Below are 21,114 nucleotides of genomic sequence, written 5' to 3' on the forward strand. Positions count from 1 at the left end.
AAAAAACTAATTTTGAAACAAAATAATTAACCCATACAACATGGCAAGCACACAACAATTAGAAGATTTAACTACTCAAGTACGTAGAGATATTTTACGTATGGTACACAAAGTAAATTCTGGACACCCAGGAGGTTCATTAGGTTGCGCAGAATTTCTGGTAGCACTTTATCAAGACATAATGGACAGAAAAGAAGGTTTTGATATGGACGGTATTGGAGAGGATCTCTTTTTCCTATCTAATGGTCATATTTCTCCTGTCTTTTATAGTGTATTAGCAAGAAGTGGTTATTTCCCTGTAGAAGAATTAAATACTTTTAGATTAATAAATACAAGATTACAAGGACATCCAACAACTCACGAAGGACTACCTGGTATTAGAATAGCTTCAGGATCTTTAGGTCAAGGTTTAAGTGTTGCTTTAGGTGCTGCCCAAGCTAAAAAATTAAATGGTGATAAACATTTAGTGTACAGTTTACATGGTGATGGAGAAATGCAAGAAGGTCAAAACTGGGAAGCAATTATGTATGCTTCTGGAAAAAAAGTAGATAACATTATTGCAACTATTGATTTAAATGGTCAGCAAATTGACGGGTCTACAGACACTGTTTTACCGATGGGAAGTTTCAGAGCTAAATTTGAAGCTTTTGGATGGACCGTTTTAGACATTGAAGCTGGTAACAATATTGATGCTATATTAAAAGGTATGGCAGAAGCAAAAAACTTAACAGGAAAAGGAAAACCAGTATGTGTATTACTAAAAACAGTAATGGGTAATGGTGTAGATTTTATGATGCATACACATGCTTGGCATGGAAAAGCACCTAATGATGAGCAACTAGCTATTGGATTAGAGCAAAACCCTGAAACGTTAGGCGATTATTAATCAACTTGAATTAAGACAAAATGAAAACATATACAAATACAGGAAGTAAAGATACAAGATCAGGTTTTGGAGACGGATTGACAGAATTAGGTAGAACAAACCCTAATGTTGTAGCACTTTGCGCAGATTTAATTGGTTCTTTAAAAATGAATCAGTTTATAGAAGAAAATCCAGAACGTTTTTTTCAAATTGGAATTGCTGAAGCAAACATGATGGGGATTGCAGCGGGTTTAACTATTGGAGGAAAAATTCCTTTTACAGGTACATTTGCTAACTTTTCTACTGGTCGTGTATACGATCAAATAAGACAAAGTATTGCTTATTCTGATAAAAACGTAAAAATCTGTGCCTCTCACGCCGGATTAACTTTAGGTGAAGATGGTGCAACACACCAAATCCTTGAAGATATTGGACTAATGAAAATGCTTCCAGGAATGACTGTAATTAACACTTGTGATTACAACCAGACCAAAGCTGCCACAATAGCTATTGCAAACCATGATGGTCCTGTCTACTTGCGTTTTGGACGTCCAAAAGTAGCTAACTTTACACCTGCTGATCAAAAGTATGAAATCGGGAAAGCATTACATTTGCAAGATGGTACAGATGTAACTATCGTTGCGACTGGACACTTAGTTTGGGAAGCATTAGAAGCTGCTAAGGTTTTAAACGAAAAAGGTATTTCTGCAGAGGTTATAAATATCCACACTATAAAGCCATTAGATGCTAATGCTATTATTGAGTCTGTTAAGAAAACAAAATGTGTTGTTACTGCAGAAGAACACAATAAGTTAGGTGGTTTAGGCGAAAGTGTTTCTAGAATACTATCTCAAAATCAACCAACACCTCAAGAGTTTGTTGCTACAGATGATACATTTGGAGAGTCAGGTACACCTGCTCAATTAATGGAAAAATACGGTTTAAATGCAGAAGCTATCGTAAAGGCTTGCGAAAAAGTTGTAAAAAGAAAATAGAACTAATATATAGACTATAAAAAAGGCGTTTAAAACAATTTGTTTTAAACGCCTTTTTGCTTTATTGACAAAGACATAACAACTTATCTAAAATATTTTGGCACAATTTTCGTTATAAATGGTGTTCATCAAAAAAACTACAATTATGAAAAATTTAATTTTAACATCAATTGCAACGCTATTAGTTTCTACATGTATCTATGCTCAAACCGAAAGTGGTTTTGGGATTAAAGGAGGTTTAAACTATAATGGTAATGGAGATTATTTTGAATCCGCAACAAACAGCTACCAAAACCCAGACCGTAACTTAGGGTACCATATTGGCGTTTTTGCAAAAGTAGGTACCAAAGTCTATTTTAGACCTGAATTAGTTTACACAGCTACTAAAAGTGATTATATCGCAGGAGAATTTGATTTAAAAAAATTAGATGTTCCGCTATTAATTGGTCTTAAAGTATTAGGTCCTTTGAATGTTTTTGCTGGCCCATCATTACAATATATTATAGATAGTGATTTTGAAAATGCCACTATAAACTCTATTCAAGATGATTTTTCTGTAGGTCTAAATTTTGGAATCGGTGTTAGTTTTAATAAAATAGGAATTGACCTTAGATACGAAAGAGGATTTAGTGATAATGAAGCTACATTAATAAATAACAACATCTCATTAGTAAATAACGATAGATTAGACACAAGACCAGACCAATTAATCCTTAGTTTATCTATAATGCTATAATTTTAATTAAACAACAAAAAAAAAGAGCCACTTTAAAAGTGTCTCTTTTTTTATTAAATAATTTAATTACTAATTATCGTAATTAATTGAAATCGTATCTTCCAAATAATCTGCTATCCCATTGTTATCAGAGTCCATCAATGTAATTGTTTTAATAGTAATTACACCTGAAATTTGACTTCGAGTAGTCTCATATTCATTATCCGCATAAACCGGCTCTACATCTCCATTATTAGTATCAATAACATAAACATTTTCGATAATTTCGTCTATAGTCGAAACACCATCGTTATCATCGTCACTATCTACAAAATTGGAAAAACTATCTCCATCTGTATCTTCATCATCTCCAGCACCATCAGCATCTAAATCTTCTAAATAAGAAGGTATCCCATCTCCATCATAATCTGTATTAATTCTTGTAAGAACACCAAATTTGAAAATTAAAGGGTAATAACTAGGTATTGTAGTTGTACTAGACGAGAAATAAGCAATACCTGAAGGTATAAATGCTGCTCCTATACCAAAATTATGGTTTGTAGTTGTACCATCACCATTTTCACTATAACCATCTCTAGTTTTAAATTCTATTAAAGCTTCTCTAAAACCAGTAATAACTCCAAAAGAAGTTCCTGCACTTGTTAAATCAAAAGGACTATTAACTACATCCGCACCGTCAAAAACAGTCCCATCAAGTAATATCCCTTCATAAGTTACACCTACTGCATCCAATGGATGAACAACATTGCCTAAACCTTCTCTAATATTAAGAAAGTATAATGTGTGGTCTATATCATTTTCAGTCACTATTTTACTACTTAATTCAGGTCTATCTATTAATGCTATTGCATCTAAATTTCCATTAGCAGCACTAATTGTATCAAAGATAATTTCAAAATTATCATTTGCTAAAGTATATGGATTAGCAAAGTCATAGTCACTATAGTTGTAGGTGTGAGTCGTTAAATATTCTTCAATCTCTGTAATATTCTCATCGTATACTTCTTGTCTATCTCTTTCAACAAAAGTTGTAGTCGTATCATCATCAGAATTACAAGCTGTAATTAACATTAGCATAGATATAACACCAAAAGTAATTTTTCTTAATTTCATTATTGCTATTTTTGAAGTTGCAAGATACATTTTAATATAATTTTGCACAATAACGTTAACGTCAATTTTAGATAAATTATATGCGAATAGACAAATATTTGTGGTGTGTTAGATATTTTAAAACAAGAAACATAGCTACAACCGCCTGTAAAAAAGGACATGTTAAAGTAAATGATACTGTTGTTAAGGCAAGTAGAGAAGTATATCCTACAGATACTATTGTGTTAAGAAAAGACCAAGTCAATTACACTTTAACCGTTTTAGACATACCTCCTAACCGTGTTGGTGCTAAGTTAGTTGACATATATCGCGTTGATAAAACACCAAAATCTGCTTTTGAAGCACAAGAAATGCTTAAATTAGCTAAAGATTATTACAGAAAAAAAGGGGTTGGTCGACCAACAAAAAAAGATAGAAGAGATTTGGATGATCTAGCATTAGAAAATGAACAATAATATGGAATTACCAAAAAACATAATTTTAGACACGACAGCTATTAATAACAAGTTAAGACGAATAGCTTATCAAATTTATGAGGCTAATACCACCGAAACAGAAATTGTTTTAGCAGGTATAGATGTTAATGGCTATATTTTAGCTAAAAAATTAAAAACCATACTTTCAAAAATATCTCCAATTAAGCCGGTACTATGCAAAATAGAGATAGATAAAAAAGACCCAAGAAAACCTATTAAGACATCTATAAAGCCTCAAGACTATCAAAACAAGTCTGTGGTTTTGATTGATGATGTTTTAAATTCTGGAACTACGCTAATATATAGTGTCAAGCACTTTTTGGATGTCCCTTTAAAACAATTTAAAACAGCTGTACTTGTTAACCGTAATCATAAAAAATTTCCTGTAAAGGCAGACTACAAAGGGATTTCTTTATCAACTTCTTTGAATGAGCACGTGCAAGTAGATTTAGATGGTAAAAATTGGATAGCCTATTTAAACTAGTTTTTCCATTAAATTATTTAGAGTGCCCTCTTCAGAATCTACTGAGTTTACAACAATATTAGCCTGATTATAAAAAAAAGAACGTTCAAATATATGTTTAGCAATAAAGTCCTTTAATGCTTCCTTAGTATCTAAATGGGCTATTAAAGGCCTAGTGCTATCTTTATATAATCTATTAGTTAACACATCTAAACTGGCCTTTAGGTAAATTGTTGTGAGGTTATCTAACTTATTTAACCAGCTCATGGTATCATAAAAACAAGGTGTACCACCTCCTAAGGAAATAATTGTTTTATCAAGATTATTAGTCAATTCCTTTAAATAGGTTTGTTCTAATTTTCTAAAATGAATCTCTCCTTTTAATTTAAAAATCTCAGAAACAGATAAATTTTCTTTTTCTTCTATATAATTATCCAAATCAACAAAATCAAAATTCAGCAATTCTGCTGCTTTTTTACCAATTGTTGATTTCCCAGACGCCATATATCCAATTAAAATTAAGTTCATTTTTGTTGTTATATATTGATTATTAAATTCATACATAAATGCTAGGCAAAAAAACAAAAAAAAAAATGAAAATAGCCTTGTATTTTTGATAAAAGCTTATATATTTGCACCCCGTTACGGAAAAGACCAGTTAGCTCAGTTGGTAGAGCATCTCCCTTTTAAGGAGAGGGTCCTGGGTTCGAGCCCCAGACTGGTCACAACATTAAAAGTCAAGTATTTGGTTGCCTTTTTCTTATATTACATACAAATACAAGACCAGTTAGCTCAGTTGGTAGAGCATCTCCCTTTTAAGGAGAGGGTCCTGGGTTCGAGCCCCAGACTGGTCACAAAAAAAGTTAAGCATACTGCTTAGCTTTTTTTTTTATCTTTTTTTAAAATTGCGCACGTGGCGGAATTGGTAGACGCTTTAGCTTGAGGGGCTAATGGTTATTATAATCGTGGAAGTTCGAGTCTTCTCGTGCGCACATTTCCAAATTTATATTTTATTGTTAATTATTTCAAAATGTTTGATCATTTATGGTTAAAACTCATTTTGTTTAACTAATTTAGCTAAATAATGAACAATATCAAATCAAAATTCAGCATAAAAGATCTTGAGAATCTCTCAGGCATTAAGGCTCATACCATTAGAATATGGGAGAAGCGCTATAACTTATTTGAACCTAATAGGACAGATACTAATATTAGATATTATAGCTTAGCTAGCTTACAAAAAATATTAAATATTAGTTATTTAAATAGTAACGGCTATAAAATATCAAAAATAGCAAATCTAAAATCTGAAGAAGTCCCCTTGTTAGTTAAAGAAATTGCGGAACAAAGTGATGAAAATGTTCATGCCATTAACCTATTCAAGCTTGCTATGATCAATTTTGATCAAGCATTATTCTATCAAACCTATAATGACTTGATGAATGAATTTTCTTTTAAAGACATTTTCTATACCATATTTGTACCGTTATTAGATAAAATAGGTTTACTATGGCAAACAGATACCATAACGCCAGCGCACGAGCATTTTATTGTTGAATTAATCAAGCAGAAAATTTTAATCAACACAGACAATGCTTTAAGTGGCTTTAAGCATTCAGACAGCGACAAAACTTATGTTTTATTTCTTCCTGACAACGAAGTACATGAATTAGGTCTTTTATATACTAATTACGAAATCATAAACCAAGGTGCACACGCCATATATCTAGGTCAAAGTGTCCCTATTGAAAGTTTACAGTATCTATTATCTCAATTTGAGAATATAACATTTGTATCCTGTTTTACCGTTAAGCCAGATAAAGAACATATCTTAAAGTATATTGCTGAATTTGATAAAAACATCTTAAGTAAAAGCAACAGCAATTTACTAATATCTGGTCGTATGACTGCTTACTTACAAGACATAACAAACCCTAAAATAGCCGCTTTTAAAACCACAAAAGAGGTCTTAGAAAGTTTATAATTAATATAAATTAATGAGTAAAAACATCGCAATTATAGGCTCCGGATTTTCTGCACTTTCAGCTTCTTGTTATTTAGCACAAGCTGGACACACTGTTTCTATTTTTGAAAAAAACGACACTATTGGTGGTCGTTGCAGACAATTTAAAAAAGACGGTTTCACCTTTGATATTGGTCCAAGTTGGTATTGGATGCCAGATATATTCAACAAGTTTTTTGCCGAGTTTGGTAAAAAAACATCTGATTACTACCAACTAGATAAATTATCTCCGGCTTACAAAATATTTTTTAAGGATGACAATATAACCATCGGTGATACTTTAGATAAAATATGTTCTGAATTTGAACGTATAGAACCAGGTAGCTCTACTCCGCTTAAAAAGTTTATAAAAAAAGCTGGCGAAAACTATGATATTGCAATTAACAAAGTTGTTTTAAAACCAGGTATTTCTCCTTTAGAATTAATAACACCAGAAACAGCACTTCGTGTAGATCAGTTTTTTAAAACTATAAGCAGAGAGGTTCGTAAAAACTTTAAAAATCCAAAGTTAATTTCAACCTTAGAGTTTCCCGTATTATTTTTGGGTGCAAAACCTAGTAAGACCCCTTCATTTTATAATTTTATGAATTATGCCGACTTTGGTTTAGGTACATGGCACCCAAAAGGTGGAATGTATGAGATTATAAAGGCAATGCAATCGCTTGCAGAAAGTTTAGGAGTAGTGATTAAAACCAACAGTCCGATTACTAAAATTAACGTCGCTAATAAAAAAGCAACATCTATAGTCGTAAATAATCAAATATTAGATTTTGATGTTGTTTTAAGTGGTGCTGACTATCATCATTCAGAAACATTATTAGACAAAACACATAGACAATATTCAGAAAAATACTGGAGCAAGAAAACATTCGCCCCTTCCTCCCTATTGTTCTACATCGGATTTGATAAAAAACTAAACAACGTACAACATCACAATTTGTTTTTTGATACAAATTTTGAGGCGCATGCTGAAGAAATTTATGATAATCCACAATGGCCATCAGACCCTTTGTTTTATGCCAATTTCCCTTCGACAACAGACAGTAGCATGGCACCCAAAGGCTGCGAAACTGGTTTTTTCCTAATACCTATTGCTCCCGGAATTGAAGACACACCTGCAATTAGAGCACAATATTTAGACCTAATTTTAACTCGTTTTGAAAAATTAACAAAACAAGATGTTAAAAATAATATTATATTTAAAGAGTCTTTTTGTGTTAAGGATTTTATAAAAGATTATAACTCATATAAAGGAAATGCATACGGAATGGCTAACACCCTATTGCAGACTGCATTTTTAAGACCAAAATTAAAAAGTAAAAAAGTCAATAATTTATATTTTACAGGACAACTAACTGTACCCGGTCCAGGCGTACCACCAGCACTTATTTCTGGTAAACTAGTCGCAGAATTAATTAACAAACACCACAATAACTAAAGATGAAATCATTATTTGACGCTGTTTCCTACGATTGTAGCAAAGTGGTAACCACCTCTTATAGTACTTCATTTTCGTTAGCAACAAAAATGTTGTCTAATACTATAAGACAAGATATTTATAATATATATGGTTTTGTTAGATTTGCTGACGAGATTGTAGATACATTTCACGACTATAACAAACAAGAATTATTTGACCGTTTTGAAAACGACTTAGAATTATCTTTAAAAGAAAAGATAAGTTTAAACCCTATTTTAAATGCCTTTCAACACACGTATCACAAATGCAATATAGATAAGCATATGGTAGACTCGTTTATGAAAAGTATGCGTTTAGACCTATCAAAAACTAAATACACCACAGATCAGGAATACAAAGACTATATTTACGGGTCTGCTGATGTCGTTGGACTAATGTGCTTAAAAGTATTTGTTAAAGGTGATAACCAAAAATACGAATCGTTAAAAAACACAGCTATGTCTTTAGGCTCTGCCTTTCAGAAAGTAAACTTTTTAAGAGATTTAAAAGCAGATCATGAATTATTAGACAGAACTTATTTTCCTAATACAGATTTAACTAACTTAACGGAAGAGGATAAATTGCTAATAATAAAAGATATCGAACATGATTTTGAAGAAGGTCTAAAGGGAATCAAACAATTACCAATTGAAGCTAAATTTGGTGTATTTATGGCGTACCGATATTACAACCAATTATTAAAAAAATTAAAGAACACACCAGCTTTAGAAATTAAAAACACACGTATTAGAGTGCCTAATTACAAAAAGGCAGAACTCCTAACACGTAGCTATGTTAAATACCAACTCAATTTATTATAATAATGCAAACAGTATATTGGATATTAGTTTTTTTAGGAACCTTTTCTACAATGGAATTTATGGCGTGGTTTACACATAAGTATGTCATGCATGGTTTTTTATGGAGCTTACACAAAGATCACCATCACAAAGATCATGACAGTTGGTTTGAGCGTAATGATGCCTTTTTTATATTTTATGCTATTGTTAGTATGACATGCTTTTACCTTTGGAGTTATGAAGGTGTTTGGTATTGCCTACCCATAGGTCTTGGTATTATGGCTTACGGCGCAGCATACTTTTTAGTGCACGATATATTTATACACCAACGTTTTAAGTTGTTTAGAAACGCAAATAATATTTACGCTAAAGGTGTTAGACGTGCGCACAAAATGCACCACAAGCATTTAGGAAAAGGTGATGGAGAATGCTTTGGAATGCTATTTGTTCCTTTTAAATATTTTAAAAAGTAATCTACAATTTAGATGCATAAACCCCATTATGATTACATAATAGTTGGTAATGGATTAGCCGGGCTACAACTAGCTTTAGCATTAGTAAATGATGCATATTTTAACGACAAACAAATTGCATTAATAGATCCTGATACTAAATCCGCCAATGACAAAACGTGGAGTTTTTGGGAAACAGAAGATAACTACTGGGGAGCATTGCCTTATAAAACTTGGCAAAAAGCTACTATTTATAGTTCAAAAAAGCAAATACATTTAAACCTCGCTCCTTACACTTACAAAAGTATACGCGCCTTAGATTTTTATAATTACGCTAAAGCGAATTTAAAACACAAGCCTAATATTCATTTTATAACAGATGCGGTTACAAAAGTATCAGAAAAAGATTTGGTTACAGTAACAACCGAAACGAATAGTTATACTGCAAATCATGTTTTTGATAGTAGAGTCACACCTGACTTTTCAACTAAAATAAAAACACACATAACATTATTACAACATTTTAAAGGTTGGATTATAAAAACGGAACACCCGGTATTTGATGATACACAGATAACAATGATGGACTACCGTTTAAAAGACGGAAACCAAACTACGTTTATGTATGTGTTACCATTTTCTAAGACTGAAGCTTTAGTAGAATTTACTTATTTTACAGAAAACACAGTTGAAGAATCGACGTACGATAGTTATATCAAACAATACATTTCTGAGTTTTTAAAAATTGAAGACTACAGCATAACAGAAACCGAATCTGGAATTATACCAATGACCACCTTTCCGTTTAATGATTATAACACCACTAATATAACTAAAATAGGAACTGCTGGAGGTTGGGTAAAACCGTCTACAGGCTATTCATTTAAACATACTCAGAAAAAAGTAACTAAGGTTATTGCTAATTTAAAAACCAACCAATCCCCTTCTAAAAATCTATTTATATCAAAATATAAATTCTACGATAAAATATTTTTAAAGGTTTTAAAAGACGAAAATCATAAAGGTGAATGGATTTTTGAGCAATACTATAGTAAAAACGATATCAATACAATGTTTCGCTTTTTAGATGAAGAATCTACTTTTATAGAAGATCTAAAAATTATGTGGTCTTTATTCAGCTTTAGCTTTATAAAAGCCTTCTTTAAGACTCTAAAGTAATAATAACTTATCTATTGTAGCTTTTACCGTATCACTATTCCAATTAGCCGCACCATTTTTATCAATAACAATAGTTCCTTTTTGATCAATCAAAAATGTATGAGGAATGCTACTTACCTTAAATTGATTGATTACTGGAACTTCTAAAGGTGTATAAACTTTAAAATTATATCCATTTTTAGTCATAAATGCTTTTATAGTTTCATTTTTTTCATTGGATACAAATACAAATTCAATTTTATCGCTATAGGTTTCATATAGTTTTTGCATACTCGGTAATTCGGCTATACACGGCGGACACCAAGTTGCCCAAAAGCTTACCAGTACGATTTTGTTTTCCGCTTGACGGAAATTATACACGCTATCATTTAAGTCAACTAAATTCCAATTATAATTATCTATCTGTTCTTGGTTTGATTGGGCTTGAATACTAGGCGAAAATAACGCCAATCCTTTATGGAGTTGTATTTGAATAAATTGTCTACTAGCAGGAATAATTAATAATACTATAATTAGTCCAAAAACTATATTTTTAAATGTAACCTTAGGTGTTTTCATATGTATAAAAAAAAAGAAGCACCTAACATAATTAGGTGCTTCAAATCTAACAAAAAACAATTATAAATTATCTGTTTACTGTCCCCATTAAAGATTGCACTGGTCCATCTCCCATAGTTATAGAAGTATGTACTGCTGCATCTGCTGCCACCATTTGTGCTAATGGTTTTAGTGTAAATGGTGCTGCACTGTTATCAGGACTTGGCTCTACAGACACTACTATTGTAGTTCCTCTTAGATCCGTTGGAAATGTAAATCCTGCTGGTGCATTTTGTAAGTAATCTTCTCCTGGATAACCAGGTCCATTTCCTGTGTCTCCTTTAAATACAGATGTTGCTGCATTATCATCCGCCATAGAAGCATCTGTAAATGTTCCTGTACTTATAGGTGTACCGTTTATAACTGCCCATCCTTCATACTTCCAACCATCAGAAAGTACTGGTAAATTTAACCCTGTTACTGCTGATCCAGAAGCGTTATCTAAAAACCAAACACCACTTTCTTCGTTGGTATCATCTGCATCCGTAGGTGTCGCTAAAATAAACGTCCCTGCTACTGTAGAAAAATCTGCAACTAAATTAGAATTTACATTTGCTGAAGTCCCTGAAAAATCTCCAGCTAATACTTTAGTTTCGGCTGGAGCCGGATCTGGATCCACTGTAGGCTCTATTGACAATACAAACGTTGTTGCTGCTGCTAATTGTGTACTTAATACTTGAAATGTTTGTGGAAAAGTGACATCACTAAATCGTCCTGTAGATACAGGTGCTCCATCCACTATTACCCATCCTTCATATACAAAATCATCTCCAAGCGCTTCTAGCCCTGTAAGATTTAATGTTAATCCTGATGTTTCAATTTGTGGTGTAGCATCATCATCATTACTACACGACACACTTAATAATCCCATAGCCATTACAGCTAAATACATTTTTCTAATCATAGTTTTAGTTTTAATTAATTAAACAATTTTCTTAAAATGGTCGTTACATCAACTAAATACTTACAAATTATCTGAAAAAATTATTAAAAATTCATAATACACTCAATATCAATAACATTATAAAAACAAAAAAAAGCGCTAATTTTTAAATTAGCGCTTTTTATATAAACTATTGTATTGCTAAATCGATAAAACAAAATATATTCTATCAACTTAATAATAAATATTATCTAGTAGCTGTACCTGTAACCGTTGCATTAATGTTAGCCTCTAAGCTAACACCATTACTATCAACACCCTCTCTACCACTAAATGGCTTAAAAAAGAAAGGCGTAGTATCATTAGTTCCTTCTACATCTGGCTCAATAGAAATAACAACTGGTCTACCTGTTACTACACCATCAATACCTGCTGGTAAAAAAGAAAGAAAGTCCTCCCCCGGAAAAGCAGGAGCTGGCTCGTTACCACTATAAGGAGATGCAGAATCTACACCTGAAGCAGATGTAAATTTACCCATAGATAATGGTACATCTTCCGTTCCGTTGTTAAATACAACCCAACCTTCGTATTTCCAACCTGCACTTAAAGTAGGTAAATTTACTAAACTTGCACTTGTACCTGACATATCAGCAAACCAAACACCCATATCATCGTTACCATTATTTACTCCACCTGCATTATCTGTAGGAGTTGATGTGATAAAAGAACCTGAAAAAGGTAGCGTTGATGAGTTAAACACACCAACTTGGTCATTAATTACTAAAGATGCTGCATTAGCTGCAAACGACCCTGATAAAATTTTTGTTGCACTTGGTAATGGATCAGAATCTGATGCTGGCTCTAGAGATAAAACAAATGCTGTGGCAGCATCTAAATCTTCCGTTGGAATATCAAAAGTAGTTTTTGAAGCCACTCCAGCGTCATTTACTGTAAACGTACCTGTTGTTTGGGGGGCACCATCTACCATTATCCATCCTTCATATACTAAGTTATCACCTAAGTTACCTAAACCATTAAAGTTTAATGTAAGTGTACTTGTTGGGATTACTACTGCTGGTGTTGATGCGTCATCATCACTACTACAAGACGTAGCTAGTGCACCTAATGCTAAAGAAGCAAAAATCATTTTTTTAATCATAGTTATTTTTTTAAAAGTTAAATTCAGTTTTTTTTCAGTGCAATATAGTCGTAATCAAGGAAAAAACTTACACCTATTATAAAAAAAACTCCTAATTACTATTAGGAGTTTTTAATATTACTTAAAATCTAATTACGCGTTATTCTCTTTTTTAATCAAGTTAAGCGCGCTTCCTTCGTTATACCAAGCAATTTGTGCTTCGTTATACGTATGATTTGTTACTACTGTATCTTTACTTCCATCGGCATGAACAACCTCAATTGTTAATGGCTTTCCTGGAGCAAACTCGTTTAAATCTACAAAGTTGAATGTATCATCTTCTAAAATTAAATCATAATCTGCTTCATTATTAAACGTTAACCCTAACATCCCTTGTTTTTTAAGGTTTGTTTCGTGGATACGTGCAAAAGATTTTACAATTACCGCTACTACACCAAGATGTCTTGGCTCCATAGCTGCATGCTCTCTAGAAGATCCTTCTCCGTAGTTATGATCTCCAACAACTATAGTTTTGACACCCGCAGCTTTATAAGCTCTTGCTGTATCTGGTACACCACCAAACTCTCCTGTTAATTGATTTTTAACAAAGTTTGTCTTCTTACCAAATGCGTTAACAGCACCAATTAAACAGTTATTAGAAATATTATCTAAATGCCCTCTAAAACGTAACCATGGTCCAGCCATACTAATATGGTCTGTCGTACATTTTCCGAAAGCTTTTATTAATAATTTAGCACCAGAAATATCATTTCCAATAGGTGTAAATGGTGTTAATAATTGTAGTCTTTCAGAATCTGAAGCTACTTTTACTTCCACACCACTACCATCTTCATCCGGCGCTAAGTATCCATTTTCTTTTACTTCAAAACCTTTTGGAGGTAATTCCCATCCTGTTGGCTCATCAAACATTACTTCTTGGCCCTCTTCGTTTAATAACGAATCCGTTAAAGGATTAAAGTCTAAACGACCCGCAATTGCAATAGCAGCTGTAATCTCTGGAGAGGCTACAAAAGCATGCGTATTTGGGTTACCATCTGCACGTTTTGCAAAGTTTCGGTTAAACGAATGCACGATACTATTTTTAGGTGCATTTTTAGGATCACTATATCTTGCCCATTGTCCAATACATGGACCACAAGCATTGGTAAATATCTTAGCGTCTAATTTTTCAAAGATTCCTAAAATACCATCTCTATCTGCTGTGTAACGTACTTGCTCAGAACCTGGATTAATCCCTAATTCTGCTTTCATTTTTATACCCTTATCTAACGCTTGTTGTGCAATAGAAGATGCACGCGATAAATCTTCGTAAGATGAGTTAGTACAAGACCCAATAAGTCCCCATTCTACTTGTAAAGGCCATTCGTTAGCTGTCGCTTTTTCACCCATAGTTTTACCAACTGGTGTTGATAAATCTGGAGTAAAAGGCCCATTTAATAATGGTCCTAATTCTGATAAATTAATATCTATGACTTGATCAAAAAAGTTTTCTGGATTAGCATATACCTCTGCATCTGCAGTTAAATAGTCTTTAACTTGATTTGCTGCATCAGCAACATCTGCTCTATCTGTAGCACGTAAATAACGCTCCATAGACTCGTCATATCCAAAAGTAGAAGTTGTAGCTCCTATTTCTGCACCCATGTTACAAATAGTACCTTTTCCCGTACAAGACATTGATATAGCACCTTCACCAAAATATTCAACAATTGCTCCTGTTCCTCCTTTAGCAGAAACAATACCAGCCACTTTTAAGATGACATCTTTTGGTGCCGTCCAACCAGATAACTTACCTGTTAGTCTTACACCTATTAGTTTAGGGAATTTAAGTTCCCAAGCCATACCTGCCATTACATCTACAGCATCAGCACCACCCACACCAATAGCTACCATACCTAAACCACCAGCATTTACTGTGTGAGAATCTGTACCAATCATCATTCCTCCTGGAAATGCATAATTTTCTAAAACTACTTGATGAATAATTCCTGCTCCTGGTTTCCAAAAACCAATTCCATATTTGTTAGAGACCGATTCTAGAAAGTTAAAAACTTCACTACTCACACTATTTGCGTGCTTTAAATCTGTTGTAGCACCATCTTTAGCTTGAATCAAATGATCACAATGCACCGTTGTCGGCACTGCAACATTGTCTTTTCCAGCTTGCATAAACTGTAATAGTGCCATTTGAGCTGTAGCATCCTGACATGCAATTCTATCTGGAGCAAAATCCACATAGTCTTTACCTCTTGTGAAGGCTTTTTCAGGGGTTCCATCCCAAAGGTGAGAATATAAAATCTTTTCAGAAAGTGTTAAAGGTTTACCTACAACTTTACGTGCTGCATCAACACGTTCCGTCATTTTAGAGTAAACTCCTTTAATCATATCGATATCAAATGCCATAAATTTTATTTTTTTTAGATTCTACTTTAATCCTTACAAGGTACGAAATATAGAGAGACTTTAAAAGCACCATTAATAGTATAGATTGATTCTAACATAAGTTATTTATATGTCACAGCTATTTAAAGTTACCGCATAAAAAAGCCCGAATCTAGGATTCAGGCTTTTTAATATATTTATTAAGTATTATGCTAACACTAACTTCTTTTTAGAAGGTTTAAAACTAGTTAATACGATTCCGTCAACTGCAGCTTCATATTCTGCCATAGTAGGCGTTCTACCTAAAATAGTAGATAATACAACTACTGGAGTAGAAGATAATAAAGATTCTCCTTTCTTTTCTCCTGAATCTTTTACAACTCTACCTTGGAATAAACGTGTAGATGTAGCCATTACTGTATCTCCTGGTTCTGCTTTTTCTTGATTACCCATACAAAGGTTACATCCTGGACGCTCTAAATACAACATGTTTTCATATTTAGTACGTGCTAAACCTTTAGGTGCATTATCGTCAAATTCAAAACCTGAGTATTTAACTAATATATCCCAATCTCCTTCAGCTTTTAACTCATCAACAATATTATAAGTTGGAGGCGCTACTACTAATGGAGCATTAAATTCTACTTTACCATGCTGCGCTTCAATATTCTTCAACATTTGCGCTAAAATTTGCATATCCCCTTTATGAATCATACATGATCCAATAAACCCTAAATCTACGGTTTTAGTTCCTCCGTAGTAAGATAACGGTCTGATATTATCGTGCGTATAACGTTTTGATACGTCTTCATTATTTACATCAGGATCAGCAATCATTGGTTCAGCAATTTCATCCAAATCAACAACAACTTCTGCAAAATACTTAGCATCTGCATCTGGTTTTAAAGCTGGTTTAGCACCTGACTTTAATTCTTCGATTCTAGCATTAGCTTTTTCGACTAAACCTTTAAGCATTTGCTTTTCGTTATCCATTCCCTTATCAATCATGATTTGGATACGACCTTTAGCAATTTCTAAAGATTCTATTAATGTGTCTTCCTCTGAGATACAAATAGATGCTTTTGCTTTCATTTCGGCAGTCCAGTCCGTAAATGTAAACGCTTGATCAGCCGTAAGTGTTCCTAAGTGCACTTCAATAATTCTACCTTGGAATACGTTATCTCCACCAAACTGATTTAACATCTGCTCTTGCGTAGCATGTACTACATCACGGAAATCCATAAAAGATTTCATTTCTCCTTTAAAGGTTACTTTTACAGATTCTGGAATTGGCATTGTAGCTTCTCCTGTAGCTAATGCTAACGCTACTGTTCCTGAATCAGCTCCAAAAGCAACACCCTTTGACATACGTGTATGAGAATCTCCTCCAATAATAATATCCCAGTCATCCACAGCAAGGTCATTTAAAACCTTATGGATTACATCCGTCATTGCATGATATTTCCCTTTAGGATCACGCGCAGTAATTAATCCAAAGTCATTCATAAAGGTCATTAACCTTGGAATGTTAGCCTTAGACTTGTCATCCCAAACAGACGCTGTATGACACCCTGATTGGTATCCTGCATCAACAATTGGTGAAATAATAGTCGCTGCCATCATCTCTAATTCTTGAGACGTCATTAAACCTGTAGTATCTTGAGACCCAACAATGTTTACTTCTACTCTTACGTTAGATCCTGCATGTAATGTTTTTCCTGGAGTTGTACCTACAGCATTTTTGTTGAAGATTTTTTCAACAGCAGTAAGCCCTTGTCCATCAATAGATACTTCTTTTGAAGTGGCATACACTTGGGGGATTTCAATATCTAAAATTTTACAAGCTAATGTTTGTAATTTTTTACCAAAAACAACAGCATAAGATCCACCTGCTTTAATAAACTCCATTTTTGGTGGCGTTAATGCAGCAGAAATATCTTTTAACTCTTTATCGCCGTTATATAATTTTTTAGTTTTAGTATTAATGGTTAATACTGTACCTGTTTCTACTGAATAGGTTTGCTTTAAAACTGGTTCTCCATCTGCATCTACAACAGTATTTCCGTCAGCATCTTTTTGCTTTTCCCAGTTTTTTAAATCAATACCAATACCTCCAGTTACTCCAACCGTAGTTAAAAAAATTGGTGCAATACCATTTGTCCCCGCGATTACTGGTGCAAAATTGATAAAAGGAACATATTTACTAAAAGGAACTCCAGTCCATAACGCCACGTTATTTACACCAGACATTCTAGAAGACCCTACTCCCATTGTTCCTTTCTCTGCGATTAACATCACACGTTTATCAGGGTGTTGCTCTTTTAAAGCTAACAATTGATTCTGCATGTCTTTGTTATGCTCAAACATACATTGGCCATGTAATTCACGATCTGATCTTGAGTGTGCATCTGCACCCGGAGATAATAAATCTGTAGAGATATCTCCAACACCAGCAACAAAAGTTACAATTTCTATTTCTTCGTCAACTTCTGGAAGTTTTGTAAAAAATTCTGCTTTAGCATAACTCTCTAATAACTCTTTTGCAATAGTATTACCTGCTTTAAAAGCATTCTCTAAAAGTGCCATATCTGCTTCGTATAAAAACACTTGTGTCTTTAATACTTTTGCAGCTTCTGTAGCAATAGCAACATCGTTTCCTAAAGCTAAATCCAATAACACCTCAATAGATGGTCCACCCTTCATGTGTGACAATTGCTCAAAAGCAAAAGCAGGTGTAATTTCTTTAACTACAGCTTCACCTAAAATAATTTCCTTTAAAAACTTAGCTTTTACTCCTGCAGCACTAGTTGTTCCAGGTAAAACGTTATAGATAAAAAAGTTAAGAGACTCCGCTCTAAATTCATTATTTACATCAATAATTTGAGTAATGATATCGCTAAGTAATTCAGCACCATCAATTGGTTTAGGATGAAGTCCAAGTACTTTCCTGTCTTCTATCTCTTTAAGGTAATCTTTATAAGTGTTCATATAGTAATTAAAAGGATTATATTAAATCTTAAACGTCCAATTAAGCTAACCTTTTAGCTTAATTGGACCGCCTATTTAAGGCAAACAAAATTACGAAAAATTGAAGTATTTTGAAAATATATAAGATATTAGAACAATCACTAAATAAAATTCAATAAAAAGACCAAATACTACTTAAAAAATAGTAAAATGATAATTTTTAACACCTTAAAATATTAAATTAATAAGAAATCTAATTTGCAAACCATCCTTTAAACCGTGCAGAATCTCTAAATTTTATAATTGGATATTCAAAAAAGGAAAATAAAAGATAAGAAACCACAAAAGTAGCACTCCAATACAATCCTAGAACACCTAATTTACTTAAAGCGGATAGATCCGAAATAACAACATAGTGCTTAATACTTAATAGTATTATAGAATAATTTACTAAATAAATAGAATATGACCATAAACTAATGTTTGTAACAACCTTTTGAAACCTTAAAGTTGATCTCCAATTTGAAAACATAGGAAATGTGAGTAATATACTTATTGACACTATAGATAAATAATACACATTAAAGAACGTTGAAAAATGATCTGGATTTAATGAATTTATAAAAATATAGACATGAACACCCACAAATAAAACAACACCTAAACCAAAACTTAACCATTTATAACGTTTCCAAGCCATAGCATAATAGAACGCAATAAACGCAGCTAGGAAGCCATAGTAAATACTATCTAGTCTATACACTAAAACTTTACGTAAAGATTTACTCCATGAGAATTGGTGAGGACTATTAGTGATACTAACATCAAAAATAAACCTATGAAAGATGGCGCTACTTATTACAAGCAGTATTACAGCCAAAAACAACCATTTACCACTCTTTTTAAAAATTAAACCTAAAATAAATAATAAAATTGGTCCGATTAAATAAGCAAACTCCTCAATAGTTAAGCTCCATGATTCCGTGAAAAAATCCGCCTGTTTATTTGAAAAATTCTGAAGAAAAAAGAAATACTTATAGAGTTGCTTTGGAACTTCAGTATTAAAAACAAATAACAACCCTATATTAATTAGTAATACTAAATAATAATTAGGCAATGTCCGTAACCAACGACGCATCCAAAACTGGGTAAAATTTTTAAACTTAGTTTGTTTAGTTTCTATCTGTTTGATTAAAATACCTCCAATTAAAAAACCGCTAAGCACAAAAAAAAGATCAACACCAATGGTGCCAAAAAATTGAATGATTTTAATAAGTGAGGACTGCGACTCCGGAAAAATTAAGATAGTAGAATGTGAACATAATATGAGCAGGATTGCTAATGCCCTAACAACATCTAAACCAAATACTCTTTGTTTTTTTGCTGTTATAGATTTCAAAATAGAAAAGTTTAAATATTATTGTCTCGCTATCTTTATAAGCTTAATTATACCTAAAAAGATACCACAAAACTCAATAAATGTACCCAAAGTTAATATTAAACTTCCATTAGTCCAATGTTGGATTTTAAAAACAGCACCTACCACTGTTACTGCAATACCAATTAATAAGATAATAAATGGTACTAATAACTGTTTCAGTTTCATGTTAAAATAAACTTTTAATAATATGCTCAATAGTCACACCCTCAGCTTCAGCTTTATAGTTTTTAATCATTCTATGACGTAAAATACTAGTTGCTACTGCTTGTACGTTTTCTATATCTGGAGAAAACTTACCGTTTATAGCCGCATGTGTTTTAGCTGCCAAAATTAAGTTTTGAGAAGCTCTTGGACCTGCTCCCCAATCTACATATTGCTTTACCAAATCAGAAGCTGCATCACTATTTGGTCTAGTTTTACCAACCATAGTTACCGCATATTCTATAATATTATCTGCTACAGGAATACGTCTAATTAACTGTTGAAAATCTACGATTTCTTGCGCAGTAAATAAGGCATTAACCGTTGGTTTATGATTAGAAGTTGTTGCTTTTACAACATCTACTTCTTCTTGAAAACTTGGGTAATCTAAATTGATAGCAAACATAAAACGATCCAATTGCGCTTCTGGAAGTGGATACGTTCCTTCTTGCTCAATTGGGTTTTGAGTTGCTAAAACAAAGTATGGTAAATCTAATTTGTAATGGTGCCCAGAAACCGTTACCGAACGCTCTTGCATCGCTTCTAGCAAGGCTGCTTGCGTTTTTGGAGGTGTACGGTTAATCTCATCTGCTAAAATAATATTAGCAAATATTGGTCCTTTAATAAATTTAAATTGTCTGCTTTCGTCTAGGATTTCGCTTCCTAAAATGTCACTTGGCATTAAATCTGGAGTAAACTGTATACGTTTAAAATCCAATCCTAAAGCTTGAGAAATAGTATTAACCATTAATGTTTTGGCCAATCCCGGAACACCAATTAATAAGGCGTGACCACCAGAGAAAATCGAGATTAAAATCTGATTAACTACATCGTCTTGTCCTATAATTACTTTGGCTACTTCTTGCCTTAACGCATTGTATCTTGTTACTAGAGATTTTACTGCTGCAACGTCTGACATATAA

The 21,114-nt window shown here is 33.0% G+C and carries 20 protein-coding genes and 3 tRNA genes; 13 read left to right on the plus strand and 10 right to left on the minus strand.

Annotated elements, in window-relative coordinates; translation table 11 throughout:
• Positions 1-40 precede the first annotated feature (40 nt).
• From CXF54_RS06400 to CXF54_RS06410, 3 genes are all read left to right on the plus strand, one after another.
• Positions 41-886, plus strand: coding sequence for a transketolase (locus tag CXF54_RS06400; RefSeq protein WP_101202901.1), 846 nt, complete (start codon positions 41-43; stop codon positions 884-886).
• A gap of 20 nt (positions 887-906) precedes the next feature.
• Positions 907-1,860, plus strand: a complete 954-nt coding sequence (locus CXF54_RS06405; protein ID WP_101202902.1) for a transketolase family protein — start codon at positions 907-909, stop codon at positions 1,858-1,860.
• A 145-nt stretch (positions 1,861-2,005) separates the two neighbouring features.
• Positions 2,006-2,596, plus strand: coding sequence for an outer membrane beta-barrel protein (locus CXF54_RS06410; RefSeq protein WP_101203105.1), 591 nt, complete (start codon positions 2,006-2,008; stop codon positions 2,594-2,596).
• Positions 2,597-2,665: 69 nt separating this feature from the next.
• On the opposite strand, the gene CXF54_RS06415 is transcribed toward CXF54_RS06410, so the two are convergent.
• Complete coding sequence (locus CXF54_RS06415) at positions 2,666-3,709, minus strand: FKBP-type peptidyl-prolyl cis-trans isomerase (protein WP_157823407.1); 1,044 nt, start codon at positions 3,707-3,709, stop codon at positions 2,666-2,668.
• Positions 3,710-3,789: 80 nt separating this feature from the next.
• On the opposite strand from CXF54_RS06415, the gene CXF54_RS06420 reads away from it, so the two are divergent.
• The gene (locus CXF54_RS06420; RefSeq protein ID WP_101202904.1) at positions 3,790-4,164 is read left to right on the plus strand and encodes an RNA-binding S4 domain-containing protein; all 375 of its coding nucleotides are present in this window, start codon (positions 3,790-3,792) and stop codon (positions 4,162-4,164) included.
• Between the two features lies 1 nt (position 4,165).
• On the plus strand, positions 4,166-4,669 hold the full coding sequence (locus CXF54_RS06425) for a phosphoribosyltransferase family protein (RefSeq protein ID WP_101203106.1): 504 nt from the start codon (positions 4,166-4,168) through the stop codon (positions 4,667-4,669).
• On the opposite strand, the gene CXF54_RS06430 is transcribed toward CXF54_RS06425, so the two are convergent.
• Positions 4,661-5,176: a shikimate kinase gene (locus CXF54_RS06430; protein ID WP_101203107.1), complete on the minus strand. Its 516-nt coding sequence runs from the start codon at positions 5,174-5,176 to the stop codon at positions 4,661-4,663. The genes CXF54_RS06425 and CXF54_RS06430 overlap by 9 nt on opposite strands.
• Before the next feature lie 124 nt (positions 5,177-5,300).
• Here CXF54_RS06430 and CXF54_RS06435 point away from each other — a divergent pair.
• From CXF54_RS06435 to CXF54_RS06470, 8 genes are all read left to right on the plus strand, one after another.
• Positions 5,301-5,373, plus strand: a tRNA-Lys gene (locus tag CXF54_RS06435).
• Positions 5,374-5,429: 56 nt separating this feature from the next.
• Positions 5,430-5,502, plus strand: a tRNA-Lys gene (locus CXF54_RS06440).
• A 53-nt stretch (positions 5,503-5,555) separates the two neighbouring features.
• A tRNA-Leu gene (locus CXF54_RS06445) sits at positions 5,556-5,640 on the plus strand.
• 92 nt (positions 5,641-5,732) lie between these two features.
• Positions 5,733-6,632, plus strand: a complete 900-nt coding sequence (locus tag CXF54_RS06450) for a MerR family transcriptional regulator (protein WP_101202905.1) — start codon at positions 5,733-5,735, stop codon at positions 6,630-6,632.
• 13 nt (positions 6,633-6,645) lie between these two features.
• Positions 6,646-8,109 carry a phytoene desaturase family protein gene (locus CXF54_RS06455; RefSeq protein WP_101202906.1) on the plus strand — a complete coding sequence of 488 codons (1,464 nt, stop codon included), beginning with the start codon at positions 6,646-6,648 and terminating at the stop codon, positions 8,107-8,109.
• 2 nt (positions 8,110-8,111) lie between these two features.
• Positions 8,112-8,951, plus strand: a complete 840-nt coding sequence (locus CXF54_RS06460; protein WP_101202907.1) for a phytoene/squalene synthase family protein — start codon at positions 8,112-8,114, stop codon at positions 8,949-8,951.
• Between the two features lie 2 nt (positions 8,952-8,953).
• Positions 8,954-9,403: a sterol desaturase family protein gene (locus CXF54_RS06465; RefSeq protein ID WP_090839456.1), complete on the plus strand. Its 450-nt coding sequence runs from the start codon at positions 8,954-8,956 to the stop codon at positions 9,401-9,403.
• Between the two features lie 12 nt (positions 9,404-9,415).
• Positions 9,416-10,561, plus strand: a complete 1,146-nt coding sequence (locus CXF54_RS06470) for a lycopene cyclase family protein (protein WP_101202908.1) — start codon at positions 9,416-9,418, stop codon at positions 10,559-10,561.
• Here the strand turns inward: CXF54_RS06470 and CXF54_RS06475 are convergent.
• The 8 genes from CXF54_RS06475 to CXF54_RS06510 all read right to left on the minus strand — a co-directional run bounded on the left by CXF54_RS06475 (position 10,553) and on the right by CXF54_RS06510 (position 21,110).
• The gene (locus tag CXF54_RS06475) at positions 10,553-11,119 is read right to left on the minus strand and encodes a TlpA family protein disulfide reductase (RefSeq protein WP_101202909.1); all 567 of its coding nucleotides are present in this window, start codon (positions 11,117-11,119) and stop codon (positions 10,553-10,555) included. The genes CXF54_RS06470 and CXF54_RS06475 overlap by 9 nt on opposite strands.
• Before the next feature lie 67 nt (positions 11,120-11,186).
• Positions 11,187-12,062: an anti-sigma factor gene (locus tag CXF54_RS06480; RefSeq protein WP_101202910.1), complete on the minus strand. Its 876-nt coding sequence runs from the start codon at positions 12,060-12,062 to the stop codon at positions 11,187-11,189.
• 226 nt (positions 12,063-12,288) lie between these two features.
• The gene (locus CXF54_RS06485; protein ID WP_101202911.1) at positions 12,289-13,200 is read right to left on the minus strand and encodes an anti-sigma factor; all 912 of its coding nucleotides are present in this window, start codon (positions 13,198-13,200) and stop codon (positions 12,289-12,291) included.
• Positions 13,201-13,332: 132 nt separating this feature from the next.
• Positions 13,333-15,603, minus strand: a complete 2,271-nt coding sequence (locus tag CXF54_RS06490) for an aconitate hydratase (protein WP_101202912.1) — start codon at positions 15,601-15,603, stop codon at positions 13,333-13,335.
• Between the two features lie 186 nt (positions 15,604-15,789).
• The gene (locus tag CXF54_RS06495; RefSeq protein ID WP_101202913.1) at positions 15,790-18,570 is read right to left on the minus strand and encodes a bifunctional aconitate hydratase 2/2-methylisocitrate dehydratase; all 2,781 of its coding nucleotides are present in this window, start codon (positions 18,568-18,570) and stop codon (positions 15,790-15,792) included.
• Between the two features lie 232 nt (positions 18,571-18,802).
• Positions 18,803-19,948, minus strand: a complete 1,146-nt coding sequence (locus CXF54_RS06500) for an acyltransferase family protein (protein WP_157823408.1) — start codon at positions 19,946-19,948, stop codon at positions 18,803-18,805.
• An 18-nt stretch (positions 19,949-19,966) separates the two neighbouring features.
• Positions 19,967-20,155 carry a GldL-related protein gene (locus tag CXF54_RS06505; RefSeq protein ID WP_090839442.1) on the minus strand — a complete coding sequence of 63 codons (189 nt, stop codon included), beginning with the start codon at positions 20,153-20,155 and terminating at the stop codon, positions 19,967-19,969.
• Position 20,156: 1 nt separating this feature from the next.
• Positions 20,157-21,110 (minus strand): AAA family ATPase, encoded by a 954-nt coding sequence (locus CXF54_RS06510; protein WP_101202915.1) that lies wholly within the window; start codon positions 21,108-21,110, stop codon positions 20,157-20,159.
• Between the last annotated feature and the right edge of the window lie 4 nt (positions 21,111-21,114).

The organism is Olleya sp. 1-3, assembly GCF_002836085.1.
Lineage (GTDB): Bacteria > Bacteroidota > Bacteroidia > Flavobacteriales > Flavobacteriaceae > Olleya > Olleya namhaensis.

Coding starts and splice junctions, on each gene's coding strand:
- CXF54_RS06400 (WP_101202901.1), top strand. CDS start 41: ATGGCAAGCACACAACAATTAGAAGATTTAACTACTCAAGTACGTAGA.
- CXF54_RS06405 (WP_101202902.1), top strand. CDS start 907: ATGAAAACATATACAAATACAGGAAGTAAAGATACAAGATCAGGTTTT.
- CXF54_RS06410 (WP_101203105.1), top strand. CDS start 2,006: ATGAAAAATTTAATTTTAACATCAATTGCAACGCTATTAGTTTCTACA.
- CXF54_RS06415 (WP_157823407.1), bottom strand. CDS start 3,709: ATGAAATTAAGAAAAATTACTTTTGGTGTTATATCTATGCTAATGTTA.
- CXF54_RS06420 (WP_101202904.1), top strand. CDS start 3,790: ATGCGAATAGACAAATATTTGTGGTGTGTTAGATATTTTAAAACAAGA.
- CXF54_RS06425 (WP_101203106.1), top strand. CDS start 4,166: ATGGAATTACCAAAAAACATAATTTTAGACACGACAGCTATTAATAAC.
- CXF54_RS06430 (WP_101203107.1), bottom strand. CDS start 5,176: ATGAACTTAATTTTAATTGGATATATGGCGTCTGGGAAATCAACAATT.
- CXF54_RS06450 (WP_101202905.1), top strand. CDS start 5,733: ATGAACAATATCAAATCAAAATTCAGCATAAAAGATCTTGAGAATCTC.
- CXF54_RS06455 (WP_101202906.1), top strand. CDS start 6,646: ATGAGTAAAAACATCGCAATTATAGGCTCCGGATTTTCTGCACTTTCA.
- CXF54_RS06460 (WP_101202907.1), top strand. CDS start 8,112: ATGAAATCATTATTTGACGCTGTTTCCTACGATTGTAGCAAAGTGGTA.
- CXF54_RS06465 (WP_090839456.1), top strand. CDS start 8,954: ATGCAAACAGTATATTGGATATTAGTTTTTTTAGGAACCTTTTCTACA.
- CXF54_RS06470 (WP_101202908.1), top strand. CDS start 9,416: ATGCATAAACCCCATTATGATTACATAATAGTTGGTAATGGATTAGCC.
- CXF54_RS06475 (WP_101202909.1), bottom strand. CDS start 11,119: ATGAAAACACCTAAGGTTACATTTAAAAATATAGTTTTTGGACTAATT.
- CXF54_RS06480 (WP_101202910.1), bottom strand. CDS start 12,062: ATGATTAGAAAAATGTATTTAGCTGTAATGGCTATGGGATTATTAAGT.
- CXF54_RS06485 (WP_101202911.1), bottom strand. CDS start 13,200: ATGATTAAAAAAATGATTTTTGCTTCTTTAGCATTAGGTGCACTAGCT.
- CXF54_RS06490 (WP_101202912.1), bottom strand. CDS start 15,603: ATGGCATTTGATATCGATATGATTAAAGGAGTTTACTCTAAAATGACG.
- CXF54_RS06495 (WP_101202913.1), bottom strand. CDS start 18,570: ATGAACACTTATAAAGATTACCTTAAAGAGATAGAAGACAGGAAAGTA.
- CXF54_RS06505 (WP_090839442.1), bottom strand. CDS start 20,155: ATGAAACTGAAACAGTTATTAGTACCATTTATTATCTTATTAATTGGT.
- CXF54_RS06510 (WP_101202915.1), bottom strand. CDS start 21,110: ATGTCAGACGTTGCAGCAGTAAAATCTCTAGTAACAAGATACAATGCG.